Origin of the sequence: Phenylobacterium sp. LjRoot219 (genome assembly GCF_964252995.1) — a bacterium.
Classification (GTDB): Bacteria; Pseudomonadota; Alphaproteobacteria; order Caulobacterales; family Caulobacteraceae; genus Phenylobacterium.
In genome coordinates this window covers 280,977-293,984 of sequence record NZ_CAXUQI020000001.1, presented here as the reverse complement: position 1 = coordinate 293,984, position 13,008 = coordinate 280,977, and the positions used below count along the sequence as shown (strand labels likewise).

General features: G+C 70.5%; 15 protein-coding genes. 5 read left to right on the top strand and 10 right to left on the bottom strand.

Translation table 11 applies throughout. The annotated features are described in order from the left end of the window. Positions 1-180 precede the first annotated feature (180 nt). Positions 181-1,098, bottom strand: a complete 918-nt coding sequence (locus ACSQ14_RS01475) for a LysR substrate-binding domain-containing protein (protein WP_436009009.1) — start codon at positions 1,096-1,098, stop codon at positions 181-183. A gap of 112 nt (positions 1,099-1,210) precedes the next feature. Here ACSQ14_RS01475 and ACSQ14_RS01470 point away from each other — a divergent pair, with 112 nt between their 5' ends. Further along, positions 1,211-1,804 carry an FMN-dependent NADH-azoreductase gene (locus tag ACSQ14_RS01470; protein ID WP_436009007.1) on the top strand — a complete coding sequence of 198 codons (594 nt, stop codon included), beginning with the start codon at positions 1,211-1,213 and terminating at the stop codon, positions 1,802-1,804. Positions 1,805-1,904: 100 nt separating this feature from the next. Beyond that, positions 1,905-2,480: an NADPH-dependent FMN reductase gene (locus ACSQ14_RS01465; RefSeq protein WP_436009005.1), complete on the top strand. Its 576-nt coding sequence runs from the start codon at positions 1,905-1,907 to the stop codon at positions 2,478-2,480. 118 nt (positions 2,481-2,598) lie between these two features. On the opposite strand, the gene holA is transcribed toward ACSQ14_RS01465, so the two are convergent. The 4 genes from holA to ACSQ14_RS01445 all read right to left on the bottom strand — a co-directional run bounded on the left by holA (position 2,599) and on the right by ACSQ14_RS01445 (position 7,315). Further along, positions 2,599-3,651, bottom strand: a complete 1,053-nt coding sequence (gene holA / locus ACSQ14_RS01460) for a DNA polymerase III subunit delta (protein WP_436009003.1) — start codon at positions 3,649-3,651, stop codon at positions 2,599-2,601. A 13-nt stretch (positions 3,652-3,664) separates the two neighbouring features. Continuing rightward, positions 3,665-4,171, bottom strand: a complete 507-nt coding sequence (lptE, locus tag ACSQ14_RS01455; protein WP_436009001.1) for an LPS assembly lipoprotein LptE — start codon at positions 4,169-4,171, stop codon at positions 3,665-3,667. A gap of 36 nt (positions 4,172-4,207) precedes the next feature. Further along, positions 4,208-6,787 carry a leucine--tRNA ligase gene (gene leuS / locus ACSQ14_RS01450; RefSeq protein ID WP_436008999.1) on the bottom strand — a complete coding sequence of 860 codons (2,580 nt, stop codon included), beginning with the start codon at positions 6,785-6,787 and terminating at the stop codon, positions 4,208-4,210. An 87-nt stretch (positions 6,788-6,874) separates the two neighbouring features. Continuing rightward, positions 6,875-7,315, bottom strand: a complete 441-nt coding sequence (locus ACSQ14_RS01445; RefSeq protein ID WP_436008998.1) for a DUF3576 domain-containing protein — start codon at positions 7,313-7,315, stop codon at positions 6,875-6,877. Between the two features lie 285 nt (positions 7,316-7,600). On the opposite strand from ACSQ14_RS01445, the gene ACSQ14_RS01440 reads away from it, so the two are divergent. Next, positions 7,601-8,023 (top strand): NtrZ family periplasmic regulatory protein, encoded by a 423-nt coding sequence (locus ACSQ14_RS01440; RefSeq protein WP_436008996.1) that lies wholly within the window; start codon positions 7,601-7,603, stop codon positions 8,021-8,023. A 21-nt stretch (positions 8,024-8,044) separates the two neighbouring features. Here ACSQ14_RS01440 and ACSQ14_RS01435 read toward each other — a convergent pair whose 3' ends face one another. Beyond that, the gene (locus ACSQ14_RS01435) at positions 8,045-8,680 is read right to left on the bottom strand and encodes a thiamine phosphate synthase (protein WP_436008994.1); all 636 of its coding nucleotides are present in this window, start codon (positions 8,678-8,680) and stop codon (positions 8,045-8,047) included. On the opposite strand from ACSQ14_RS01435, the gene ACSQ14_RS01430 reads away from it, so the two are divergent. After that, entirely contained in the window at positions 8,679-9,347 is a 669-nt protein-coding gene (locus ACSQ14_RS01430) for a YggS family pyridoxal phosphate-dependent enzyme (protein WP_436008992.1), read from the top strand. The genes ACSQ14_RS01435 and ACSQ14_RS01430 overlap by 2 nt on opposite strands. Positions 9,348-9,352: 5 nt before the next feature. Here the strand turns inward: ACSQ14_RS01430 and ACSQ14_RS01425 are convergent, their stop codons facing one another. Further along, positions 9,353-9,559 carry a hypothetical protein gene (locus ACSQ14_RS01425; RefSeq protein ID WP_436008990.1) on the bottom strand — a complete coding sequence of 69 codons (207 nt, stop codon included), beginning with the start codon at positions 9,557-9,559 and terminating at the stop codon, positions 9,353-9,355. Between the two features lie 266 nt (positions 9,560-9,825). Beyond that, positions 9,826-10,329 carry a L,D-transpeptidase family protein gene (locus tag ACSQ14_RS01420; RefSeq protein WP_436008988.1) on the bottom strand — a complete coding sequence of 168 codons (504 nt, stop codon included), beginning with the start codon at positions 10,327-10,329 and terminating at the stop codon, positions 9,826-9,828. Positions 10,330-10,385: 56 nt separating this feature from the next. Between ACSQ14_RS01420 and ACSQ14_RS01415 the strand changes: the two genes are divergently transcribed. Beyond that, entirely contained in the window at positions 10,386-11,069 is a 684-nt protein-coding gene (locus ACSQ14_RS01415) for a response regulator transcription factor (protein WP_436008986.1), read from the top strand. A gap of 175 nt (positions 11,070-11,244) precedes the next feature. Here ACSQ14_RS01415 and xth read toward each other — a convergent pair whose 3' ends face one another. After that, positions 11,245-12,051, bottom strand: a complete 807-nt coding sequence (gene xth, locus ACSQ14_RS01410; protein ID WP_436008984.1) for an exodeoxyribonuclease III — start codon at positions 12,049-12,051, stop codon at positions 11,245-11,247. Between the two features lie 223 nt (positions 12,052-12,274). Then, positions 12,275-12,916 carry a LolA family protein gene (locus ACSQ14_RS01405; RefSeq protein ID WP_436008982.1) on the bottom strand — a complete coding sequence of 214 codons (642 nt, stop codon included), beginning with the start codon at positions 12,914-12,916 and terminating at the stop codon, positions 12,275-12,277. Between the last annotated feature and the right edge of the window lie 92 nt (positions 12,917-13,008).

The window sequence follows — 13,008 nt, the reverse complement described above, 5'->3', positions numbered from 1 at the left end:
TCATTCCCTGTGAAGCCGCACCCACTGCCCGCTCATCCCCGCGAAAGCGGGGACCCAGGCTTTTTGAACCACGAAGGACACAAAAGGCGCGAAAGCGGTTCAGCTCGAACCACCCCCAGCTCCGGCGTCGTCGGTCGAACCCTTCGTGTTTTTCGTGTCTTTCGTGGTTCGCTTAGCTCCCTAGAGCACCGCGCCCCAGGCGGCCGAACGCGGGTGCAGCACTTCGGCGGCGAACTCGATCACCGCCCGCACCCCGGGCAGCCGCCCGCGCCCGGCGGTGAAGACCATGTGCAGGATGCCCTGGCGGGCCGCCCAGTCGGGCAGCAGGCGCACCAGCCGGCCGTCGGCCAGCGGCTCGCGGCAGGTCCACTCCGGCAGCATGGCGACGCCGACGCCCTGCAGCACCGCCTCGTGCAGGATCGGAAAGGCGCTGGCCGACAGCCGCGGCTCGTGCTGCACCACCGTCTCCTCGCCCGCGGCGTTCACCAGGGTCCAGCGGTCGAGCCCCGGCCGGTCGCCGTGGCCGAGCGTCGGGAACCTCGGCAGCTCGCCCGGCGTGGCCGGTTCGCCATGGGCGGCGATCAGCGCCGGACTGGCGACCAGCATCAACCCCGAGCGGGCGATGGTGCGGACCTGCAGGTCGGGATCGGTGTCCAGCCGGTCGCGCACCCGGATCGCAATGTCGACGCCTTCCTCGATCAGGTCGACGCGGCGGTTGCCGACCATCACCTGCACCCGCAGCTGCGGATGGCGCGCGAGGAAGGCCGGCAGCGCCGCGCCCAGCACCCGGTCGGCGTCCAGAGGGCAGCTGATCCGCACCAGTCCCTGCGGCTCGGCCTTCAAGCGCGAGACCACCTGCTCGATGGCCTCGGCCTCGCCGAGCGCGGCGCGCGCGTGGCGATAGACGTCCTGGCCGACGTCGGTGACCTTGAAGCGCCGGGTCGAGCGCTCGATCAGTTGGACCCCGAGCTGGGCTTCCAGCGCCGCGACCCGGCGGCTGATCCGCGACTTCGGCACGCCGGTGGCGCGGGCCGCGGCCGAGAAGCCGCCGTTGGCGACGACCGCGGCGAAGAAGCTGAGGTCGTTGAGGTCTCGCATCGCGCACCGTTCCGAAAACGCAACAAAGCGTCCTGGCTTAGCTCACTACCCGCTTCATTGTCGCAGCTCTAGGTGTGGAGCCGTCATTTCGATCCCACCTGAGGGGAACACCATGAAGCTGCTCCACATCGACGCCGGCATCACCGGGGACGCCTCGGTCAGCCGCCAACTCTCCGCCGCGATCGTCCAGGCGGTGCGCGACCTGAACCCAGGCGCGCAGGTCGCCCGCCGCGACCTCGACGCCGAGCCGATCCCGCACCTCGACAGCCGCAATCTCGGCGAGCTGGCGACCGACGACGGCGCGATCCTGCGCGAGTTCCTCGACGCCGACGTCGTGGTGATCGGCGCGCCGATGTACAATTTCGGCATCCCCTCGCAGCTGAAGGCCTGGTTCGACCGCGTGCTCGTGGCCGGCAAGACCTTCCGCTACACCGCCAATGGGCCGGAGGGCCTGGCCGGCGGCAAGCGGGTGATCATCGCCTCGGCCCGCGGCGGCCTCTACGCCCCGGGCACGCCGCAAGCGGCGATCGACTTCCACGAGCCGCACCTGCGGGCGCTGTTCCGCATGATCGGCATCGACGAGGTGACCATCGTCCGCGCCGAAGGCGTCGCCATAAGTCCCGATCACCGCGCCGCGGCGCTCGAGGCGGCCCTGGCGGCGCTCCCGGACGTGGCGGCGGAGTTCACCCAGGCCGTCGCCGCCTGACGGCGACGGTCGATCCGCAGCGGCTTTCAGGCGTTTGGCCCAGGTCGGGCGCGGGGCGCATGTGCCCCGCGCCCTCGACCTTGGTCCGGGAGCCCGAGCCGTGAAGCAGGTGGCCGTCCTGGTAGGCTCGCTGCGCCGCGAGTCCATCAACCGCAAGTTCGCCGACAGCGTCGCGCGCCTCGCCGCCGACCGCTTGCGCTTCGTGTTCAGCGAGATCGGCGACCTGCCGCTCTACAACGAGGATCTCTGGGAAAACCCGCCTGAGCCGGTGCTGCGGATGAAGCGCGAGCTCGCCGCCGCCGACGGGGTGCTGTTCGTCACCCCGGAGTACAACCGCTACTTCTCGCCGGCGATCAAGAACGCCATCGACTGGGGCACGCGCCCCTGGGGCGACAATTCCTGGGAAGCCAAGCCCGCGGCGATCATCGGGACCTCGCCCGGCGCGCTCGGCACCGGCGCGGCGCAGAACTCGCTGAAGGCCCTGCTCACCGTCTGCGACATGGTGCTGATGGGCCAGCCGGAGGTGTACTTCGTCTACAAGCCGGAGTTGTTCGACGCCGCCGGCGACGTCGCCGACGAGAAGACCCGCGCCTTCCTCAACCGCTGGATCGACCGCTTCACGCTGTGGGTCGAGCTGACCTCGGAAGCCCGCACCGACGCCCAGGCGGGGCCGTAGTCTCGCTCACACTGTCGCGTCATCCCGGCCGGAGCGCAGCGCAGAGCCGGGGACCCAGGAGCCGTGCGCCCTGGGTCCCGGATCGGCCTTGCAGGCCGTCCGGGATGACGATGATGAGTTACAGCCCCAACCGCCGCGCCCGCGAGGCGATGGTCAGCGCCAGTCGCTCGGCGATCAGATGGTCGGGCGAGCCGGTGGTCTTGCAGGCGCGATCGGCGGCCAGCACCTCCGGCTGGATCCGGTCGAGCTCCTCGAGGCTCCAGCTGCGCGCCTGGCGCAGGAACTCGCGCTCCTGCTTCCAGAAGACGCCGGAGGCCTTGGCCGCCTCCTGCAGGCCGGCGCCGCTCTTGTGCAGGGTCAGCACCCGGCGGAGCTTGCCGAGGTACTGGCCGATGGCGCGCACCGCGGCCGGCCCGGCCTCGCCTTCCTGGCGGGCGCGGCGGATGCCGGCCTGGGCCTCGGCGAGACGGCCGCCGAAGGCGTCGGCGGCGGCGTCCGACAGCGAGGCTTCCGGCTCGACGCCGAGGAAGGCCTCGAGATCGGCCGGCGTCGCGGTCATGCCGCTGCCCGGGCCGAGGTAGAGGGCGAGCCGCTCGATCTCCTGCCGGGCGACGCCGCGCTCCTTCGGCATGCGGGCGACGAACAGCGCCAGCGCATCGGCGTTGAGCGAGAGGTTGTCGCGGCCCAGGGTCTCGCGCACCAGCCGGGCGACGTCGCCGGGTTCGTCCTCGTAACAGGGGATCACCGCCGCGCCGGCGGCCTTCTCGGCCGCCTTGCGCAGGCCGGATTCGCGGCCGAGCGCGCCGGCCTCGATCAGGAAGAAGGCGTCCGGGTTGAGCTCGCCGGCCGCGTGCCGCACCAGCGCCTCGGCGGCGACCTTGTCGGCGCTGGCCTTTTCGCCGCCGAAGCGCAGCCGCACCAGCCGGCGGCCGCCCATCAGCGACTGCGACGCCAGCTCGCCCTCCAGCCGGGCGGGATCCTCGCCAAGGTCGCCGTCGGTCAGCTGGGCGACGTCGAACGGATCGTCCGGCCGCTCGACCAGCTTGCCAGCCAGCTGGTTGGCGCGGTCGCGCACCACGCCCATGTCGCGGCCGTAGATCAGGGCGGCGCGGATCTGCGGGTCCGGCCGGCCGAGGAAGCGCTCGATATCCGGGCGTTTCGAGAGGATCACGGACGGATCCTTATTACGACGCAGACCCCGCGGCGAGCCAGGCGGCGAGTTCGAGCTCGATGCGGCGGGCGGCTTCCTGGGCGGCGCGGTCCTGGGCGTCCTGTTGGGCGGAGATCGCCGAATAGGGCTGGTCGGCGGAGTCGTAGGTCAGCTCCACCCGCACACGGCCGCGCTTGGCCACCGCGCCGGACGGCACGGTGCTGACCACATAGTCGGCGATCAGCACGTATTCGTAGCGAGTGGCGACGTTGTCGATCCGCACGCCGCGCGGGTAGCGGTTCTCGCTCAGCGACAGGTTCATTCGGTAGCTGGGCGCCTGGCTGCGGTTGACCCCGAGCGCATCGTCGAGGTGCTCGCGGATCAGGAAGCCGGCGCGTCCGTTCGGAGCGACGACGTCGACCGACGCCAGGCTGGAGACCACGCCGGGCTGGCCGTAGAGCGGCGCGAAGCCGCAGCCCGACAGGCCGGCCGTCGCGGCGAGCAGCAGCCCCGCCGCCAGAATCTTAGACTGCCTCAGCACAACCAGCCCCCCGTTCGCCGCCTCAGGGTCATCCCGTCAGGCGGCCACGATGTTGACGATGCGATCCTTGACCACGATCACCTTGCGGATCGTCAGACCCTCAAGGCGCCGCGCGATCTCGGGATCGTCAAGCACGATCTTCTCGACGTCGGCCGGTTCGGCGCCGGCCGGGGCGGTGATCTCGCCGCGGCGCTTGCCGTTGACCTGCACCGGCAGAACCTTGACCGCATCCTCGGTCAGCGCCGGGTCGAACTCCGGCCAGGCCGCCTCGACGACCATCCCTGCGCCGCCGATCCGCGTCCAGCATTCTTCGGCCAGGTGCGGCACGAACGGGCCGATCAGCCGCGCGAACGCCGACAGCGCCTCGCTCCGGGCCGCCAGCAGCGCCGGCGAGGCGCCCTGAGCCGGATGGGCCTTCAGGATGTTGAGGAACTCGTACAGCCGGGCGATGCCGGAGTTGAAGCGGAAGCTCTCGATCGCCTCGGTGACCTGCTTGACCAGCTTGTGCGTCGCGCGCCGCAGGGCGGTCGCCGCCTCCTCGTCGCCGGCCGCGGCCGCAGCGTCGGCCGGCTGGCTGTCGAACTCCTCCCAGACGCGGTTGACGAACCGCCAGGCGCCCTGCACCCCGCCGCTGGTCCACTGGGTGTCGCGTTCGGGCGGGCTGTCGGAAAGCACGAACAGCCGCGCGGCGTCGACGCCGTAGACCTCGAAGATCTCGCCGGGCGCGACGGTGTTCTTCTTGGACTTCGACATCTTCTCGACGTCGCCGATGACCAGCGGCTCGCCGGTGGCGACCAAGGTCGCGCGGCGCTGATTGCCTTCGGCCGCCAGGTCGACGTCGCCCGGCTCGACCCATTCGCCGCTCTGCTTGCGATAGGTCTCGTGGGTGACCATGCCCTGGGTGAACAGGCCGGCGAACGGCTCGCGCACCGACAGCATGCCTTCATCTGCCAGCGCCTTGGTGATGAACCGGGCGTAGAGCAGGTGCAGCACGGCGTGTTCGATGCCGCCGATGTACTGGTCGACCGACATCCAGTAGTCGGCCGCCGCCTTGTCGATCGGATCGGCCGCATCCGGGTTGGCGAAGCGGGCGAAGTACCAAGAGCTGTCGACGAAGGTGTCGAGCGTGTCGGTCTCGCGCGTCGCCGGCCCGCCGCAGGTCGGGCAGGTGGTGTGCTTCCAGGTCGGATGGCGGTCGAGCGCGTTGCCCGGCTTGCCGAACTCCATGTCGTCGGGCAGCGCCACCGGCAGGGCGGTGCGCGGCAGCGCCACGACGCCGTGGGTCGGGCAGTGCACCACCGGAATCGGGCAACCCCAGCCGCGCTGGCGGGCGACGCCCCAGTCGCGCAAGCGGTAGACCTTGGCGCCCTTGCCGAGACCGAGCTCCTCGATCCGCTGGGTCGCCTTGGCCTTCGCCGCCTCGACCTCGAGCCCGTTCAGGAACTCGGAATTGAACAGCGTCCCGGGGCCGGTATAGGCCTCGTCCTCGATCGTGAAGGTCGCCGGATCGGCGCCCGGCGGCAGCACCACCGGCTTCACCGGCAGGCCGTACTTGCGCGAGAAGTCCAGGTCGCGCTGGTCGTGCGCCGGGCAGGCGAAGACCGCGCCGGTGCCGTAGTCCATCAGGATGAAGTTGGCGATCCAGACCGGCAGCTGCCAGTTCGGATCGAACGGATGCTGCACGCGCAGCCCGGTGTCGTAGCCGATCTTCTCCGCCGTCTCGATCTCGGCTTCGGAGGCTCCGCCCTTGCGGCACTCGGCGACGAAGGCCGCGACCTTCGGATCGGCGGCGGCCAGCTGCTCGGCCAGCGGGTGGTCGGCGGCGATGCCGACGAAGCTGGCGCCGAACAGGGTGTCGGGCCGGGTCGTGTAGACCTCGACGTCGCTATGGCCGCTCGGCGCGGCGCCGGCGAACGGGAACCTCAGGCGCGCCCCGGTGGAGCGCCCGATCCAGTTCTCCTGCATGGTCCGGACTTTTTCCGGCCAACGATCGAGCGTCGCCAGATCGTCGACCAGCTGGTCGGCGTAGTCGGTGATGCGCAGGAACCACTGGTTCAGCTTGCGCTTCTCAACCACCGCGCCGGAGCGCCAGCCGCGGCCGTCGACCACCTGCTCGTTGGCCAGCACCGTCTGGTCGACCGGGTCCCAGTTGACCGTGGCTTCCTTCCGGTAGACCAGGCCGCGCTTGTAGAGCTCGAGGAACCAGGCCTGCTGCTGGCCATAGTAGGCCACGTCGCAGGTGGCGAACTCGCGCGTCCAGTCGATCGACAGGCCGAGCTCTTTCAGCTCGTCGCGCATCCGCGCGATGTTGTCGTAGGTCCAGGCCTTGGGGTCGACGCCGCGCTCCATGGCGGCGTTCTCGGCCGGCAGGCCGAAGGCGTCCCAGCCCATCGGGTGCAGCACGGAGAAGCCGCGGGCGCGCTTGAAGCGGGCGATGACGTCGCCCAGCGAGTAGTTGCGCACGTGGCCCATGTGCAGGCGTCCCGACGGGTACGGGAACATCTCCAGCACATAGTACTTCGGCTTCGACGGGTCCTGGATCGCGCGGAAGGACTGGGCCTCGGCCCAGGCCTCGCGCCACTTCGGTTCGGTCTCTTTGGGATTGTAGCGGGCCATGGCAGGCGGCCTTTGGACTGGAGCAGGGTTCCGGTCAACGGGCCTTCGCGCAAAGCCGCGCCGACTTATCGAACGTGTCGCGGGTGTTTAGCCGCGGACGTTCGACAGTCGAAGCTGGCGGGCGCGCGTCAGGATGGCGTTCTCGATGTCGGTCTCGGTCTGAGCCGCCGTCGGCGAATCCACCCAGGCGCCGCCCGGGTCGCGCGTCTGCTTGAACACCGAGACCTTCAGGCCATCGGCGCGCAGCCGCGAATCCAGAATGTAGACGGTCGCCTTGAAGCGCTCGTCCGGCTTCTCCGGGTTGGAGTACCAATCGGTGATCACCGTGCCGCCGTACGGATCGGCCGAAGCCAGCGGCATGAAGGCCAGGGTGTCGAGGGTCGCGCGCCACAGGTAGCCGTTGACGCCGATGGAGCCCGGTGCGGTCGCCGCCGGCGGCGGATCCTTCTTGCCGACGACGGGAACGTGCGAACAGCCGGCCAGGCCCGCAAGCGCCAGCGCCGTGGCGCCGACCGAAACGCGCCGCATCCAAACTCCGCGCACAAACGGCATATCCATGCGTCTCCCAGTGATTTGTGGGCGCGATTCCGCGCGCTACGGCGTCGCCCCGCGCCGGGCCCTCTATAACAACGCCGCTGTCGACGCCAAACAGGAATCGCGTGGCCCGTCCGCAACAGCGACGAAGGAACTCACGGCGACTGATCAAGAGTCATCATGGAGTCGGTTGACCCCGGCTTGGGCTGGTCTCTAATCGAACCTCGACCATTCGCAAAACCGTCACCGCGGGATGCGAATGGGGGGTGTAGGGGTTATATGTTTGTCATGTCGGGCCGCCGGATCAGCCTGTTGATCGCCGCCACCGCGCTGCTCAGCGCGGCCACCGGCGTCGCGCACGCCGCCGACAAAGCTGACAAGGCCGAGAAGGCCAAACCGCCCCAAGTCGATCTCACCGTCCGCAGCGACACCACCTCGTCGATCCCCAACGCCGGCATGCGCTCGCTGAAGTGGGACGCCCGCAAGGGCCGCTGGGGCGTGACGCTGAACATGGAGCAGTCGGAAGTGCGGCCGCAGTCGCTGAACGACGTCCAGGCCGGCGCCTACTACCACATCACTCCCAGCCTGCGCGTCGGCGGCGCGGTCGCCCTGCGCGACGAGCAGGTGACCCCGGGCCCCAAGAAGATCGGCGCGGAAGAGAGCCAGCCGCGGGTGCGGCTGGAGTCGTCCTTCAAGTTCTAAGGCCGGCGCAGCCCTCGCCGGCTACCGCTCCCCAGCCCTGAACCCTTCGACCGCGGCGAGCCCCGCCAGCGGCAGATCCCGCAACCGTCCCGCCGTCGCGTCGTTGACGCCGCCCAGCGCATAGACCGGCAATCCGGCCGCGCGGACGAGCTGCGCCAGCCGCAACGGCCCGAGAGGCGCCCCGGCCGAGGGGCTGCGGCTGGGAAACACCGCCGAGACCACGGCGGCGTCCGCGCCCGCCGCCCGCGCGGCCCGCGCCGCCGTCGGCGAGTGCGCCGCGGCGGTGACCAGCCAGGCCGGTCGCGCGGCCTTCAGCGCCCGCGCGCGGCCCGCCGCCCGCTCCGGCAGATGCACCCCGTCAGCGCCGATCCGCGCCGCAAGGGCTGCGTCCGCGCCGATCAGCAGCCGGCCGCGCCGCGCGTGGACCCGCTTGAGCAGCCGCCGGGCCACGGTTTCGGCGTCGGCGGCCCCGAAGGCGCGGAACACCAGCGCCGCCCCAGGCGGCAAGACCGCGGCCAGGGCGTCGAGATCCGGCGTGCGCGCGGGGTCGGTGAACACCAGCAACTGCGGCAGCGCCCGCCGCGCCGGCCCCTTCCTATCGGGCGTCGGGCGCTTTAAGAGCCCGGCCGTCCGCCGCAAGGTCCAGAACCCGCCCATGGCCGCCCCACTTTCCGATCCCGCATCCGCCTACCACGAGGTCGTGGCCCGGATCGCGCGCGCCGCGCAAGCCTCCGGCCGCGACCCCGCCGCCGTCGCCCTGGTGGCGGTCTCCAAGCAGCAGCCGTGGGAGGCGGTCGCCCCGGTGCTGGCGGCCGGCCAGACAGCCTTCGGCGAAAACCGGGTGCAGGAGGCGATGGCGCGCTGGGACGGCCGCGCCGAGGGCCTGACGCTGCACCTGATCGGGCCGCTGCAGAGCAACAAGGCGCGGGAAGCCGTCGCCTTCTTCGACGTCGTCGAGAGCCTAGACCGCGAGAAGCTGGCCCGCGCCCTGGCCGACGAGGTGCAGAAGCAGGGCCGCCGCCCGCGGATCTATGTGCAGGTCAACACCGGCGAGGAAGAGCAGAAGGCCGGGATCGCGCCCGGCGCGGCCGACGCCTTCATCACCGCCTGCCGCGACGTCTACGGCTTGCCCCCGGAAGGGCTGATGTGCATCCCGCCGCTCGACGAGCCGCCGGGACCGCACTTCGCCCTGCTGGCCAAGATCGCCGCCCGCAACGGCCTGAGCGGCCTGTCGATGGGCATGAGCGGCGACTTCGAAACCGCGATCGCCTTCGGCGCGACCAGCGTCCGGGTGGGCTCGGCGGTATTCGGCCAGCGCGACTAGGCAGACTACCCGTCGTGGACGTGACGGGCGACGCGTAGCGGCGCGCCCTCCGGCACGTAGCGGAGCCACCCGCCGGGCGGCAGTTCCTGCAGGACGTTGAGCGCGACCTCCACGCCCATCGCGCTCAGCACCTTCTGCTGCGCCATGGCGTCGTGCAGGCGGCGGCCGCGCCCGGAGCGCGCGCCTTGCTGGCGTGTGTTCATCTGAACCATCGACCGTCTCCCCAAGCGGAGCGGTTGGGCGCAAGAAACCGTCCGCCGGCGGATAGCAGACCGCCCGGTCGTTGTCGGCTCCTCCCCGCCCCGCCGCCGCCCATGACCCAAGCGACGCGTGGACTGCCAGCAACGACCCCGGTCCTTAGACGCCAAGGTCTGTCACCGACCTTTCTATCATCTGCTAAGAAATCGAGAGGCGTCAAACAACCCAAGGGAGGCGCCGACGCGAAAACTTGCTTTACTTAAGCGAGCATCGCCGGCTCTCAGCCGCGAATCTCGACGGCGTCGCCGGGCTGGGCCTGGCGCAGCAGCGCCTCCAGATCGGCGCGATGCACCGCCACGCAACCGTGGGTCGGCGCATAGTCGGGCTTGGCGAGATGCAGGAAGATCGCCGAGCCGAGGCCCGCGACCGGCGGGTCGTCGTTGTGCCCCAGCACGACCACCAGGTCGTAGAGATGATCGTCGCGCCACATCCGCTCGGCGCTGGCCGGATAGGGCAGCTGGACCGGTCGGTTGTAGGCCGGGTCCTCGGGCGCGTCGCACCAGCCGTCGTCCGGCGCGATGGCGGCCAACGGCAGGGCGGTTTCCGGCGCCGGACCGCGATCGGGACGGTAGAGGACGCGACGAATCGGCCAGACGCCGGCCGGCGACGCGCCGTCGCCCTCGCGCTTGGCGGCCGCCGCAACCACGCCGGCCGGGCCGAGCGCGCAGCGCACCTTGGCCCCGCCGAGATCCAGCCATCCGTCGGCTGTGGCCAAGTAGATCACGCTTGCACCTCAAATCTTTTTGCGCGCGGCGGGCGATACGGTGCATGGTTGACGGCATGGCTCAACGCAAGACCCTCCTCATCGTCGATGATGACGCGGACCTGCGCGGCGCAGTTGCAGAACAGCTCGAAGCCGAAGGGTACGCCACCCTGGAGGCGCCTACCGCTGGCGACGGCGTGCGCGCAGCCCAGGAACAGAAGCCGGATCTGATCCTGCTTGACGTCGACCTCCCCGACAAAGACGGACGCGAGGCTTGCCGCGAGATGCGGCGGCTGGGCGTCCCCGCTCCGATCATCATGCTCACCGCCGCGGCGGCTGACGAGGATACGGTCGAAGGCCTCGACGCCGGGGCCAACGACTACGTCACCAAGCCCTACAAGTTCGCCGTGCTGCTGGCCCGCATCCGCGCCCAGCTGCGCAGCCACGAGCATTCCGAAGGCGCGGTGTTCCGGCTCGGGGCCTATGAGTTCCGGCCGGCGAACAAGATCCTGGTCGACGCCCAGCAGCGCAAGATCCGGCTGACCGAGAAAGAGACCAACATCCTGAAGTACCTCTACCGCGCCGGCGAAAAGCCGGTCAGCCGCGAGGAGCTTCTGGCCGAGGTCTGGGGCTACAACGCCGGGGTCACCACCCACACGCTGGAGACCCACGTCTACCGGCTGCGGCAGAAGATCGAGGCCGACCCGGCCAACGCCCGGCTGCTGCTGACCGAAGCCGGCGGCTACCGGCTGGCGCCTTAGCACCAGAAAAATGCGCGTCATCCCGGAAAGCCGCGAAAGCGGCTTATCCGGGACCCATGCACGCGGCGACGCCAAACGACCTGCGGCGGCGACGCGTCGAGCCATCACGCCGCCCGGTGTTCCTGGGTCCCGGCTCTCCGCTTCGCTGCGGCCGGGATGACAGTGATTTGCTGGACTACAGCCCCAGATCCGCCGTCACCGGCGCGTGGTCGCTCGGGCGCTCCCAGGCGCGGACGTCGTCGTGCACCCGGCTGGCGGCCGCGCCCTGGCGGAAGGCCGCCTCGCGCAAGCCCGGCGTGACCAGGATGTGGTCGAGCCGCAGGCCGCGGTTGGACTTGCGGAAGTCCTGGGCGCGATAGCTCCACCAGGAGGCCATCTTCTCCGGCGCCGGCGTGGCGGCGCGCGGCAGGTCGATGAAGTCCAGCGCGCCGAGCATCTTGCCGAACGCCTCGATCTCGACCGGGGTGTGGCTGACCACCTTCGACATGTACTTGTGGTTCCACACGTCGAACTCGCCCGGCGCGACGTTGAGATCGCCGACCACCGCCAGCGGCGCCTTCGGATCGCGGCGCGACAGCTCGTCGGTGAGCTTCTCGAAGAAGTCGAGCTTGTGGTCGAACTTCGCGTTCACCTCGCGGTCGGGCTCATCGCCGCCGGCTGGCACATAGAAGTTGTGGATTTCGACGCCGGCGACCGTCGCGCCGACGCAGCGGGCGTGGCCCTCGCGGCAGACCTCCAGCGGCTTGGCCTCCTCGAGCGGCAGGCGCGAGGCGATAGCCACCCCGTGCCAGCCCTTCTGGCCGGCGATCTTCAGGTGCGGCAGGCCCATCTCGACGAAGGCCTCGCGCGGGAACTCGCCCTCGCGGCACTTGATCTCCTGCAGGCAGAGCACGTCAGGCGCCTGCTCGGCGACGAACTTGGCGACCTGCTCGTGGCGCAGGCGGACGGAGTTGATGTTCCAGGTGCAAAGGCGGAGCCGCATGCGGCTCACTTAAGCTGCGCGCCCGCGGTCGCCAAGGCGGCAAAAAAACGCCCGGGCACTGGAGAAAGCCCGGGCGTTAGTCGTCTCTCATGCCGCCGCCGGGAGGGGATAGTTCCGGCTCGGCTCGCCGTCGCGAAACGCGCCGACGAGATGATGTAAGGTGGCCACATATGGCCAAAAAGTCAATGGATACCGACGTTCTCACTTGATCGTGTTGTTTGTGTCACATCTTGCCCCGACCCAGGCCTTGCCTCGGATCGCGCAGGGAGAACAGCCGCGAATCGAGGCCGGACACCGGGGCGAGGTCGAGCAGCTGCACGCGCGTGACCCGCCGCTGAGCGTCGGTCACCGCCCAGCCGACCAGCGTCAGCGGATCGTTCCGGAAGGTCAGCGCGATCTGCCCGGCGGTCTGCTTACGGCCGTCGCGGGCGCTGATGGTGAAGCCGTCGGCGGCGCGGGTCACGCCGGTGACCTGCACGCCGCGATCGAAGCGGATGTTCTTGGCCAGGAACAGCGACAGCGGGGTGGCCACCAGCGGGTACTTGTCGAAGGTCTTCAGCCGGCTGTCGGCCACCGACACGTTGCCGCCGTCGGACACCACCAGCAGGCCGGACGGCGGGTCGTAGGCGAAGCGCGCCTTGCCGGGCCGCTTCAGGTAGACGACGCCGCGGCTGACCTGGCCGCCCGGAGCGGTCTGGACGAACCGCGCCTTGGCCTCGGTCAGCCCCTCGAGGTAGGCGACCGCCTTGTCGACCAGCGCCTTGTCGGCCGGCGCCAGGGCGGGCGCCTGCGGTTGGGCGAGAGCCGGCCCGGCGACGGCTCCGGCGGCGATCGCCAGAACGAAGCTGCGGCGGGACGTGGACATCGGAAACTCCATCTCAACGACAACCCTAGCCTGCCGCCGGGGCGGCATTAGGGCTGCATCACGGCGGCTGCTGCAACGCTGAAGCTTGGCCG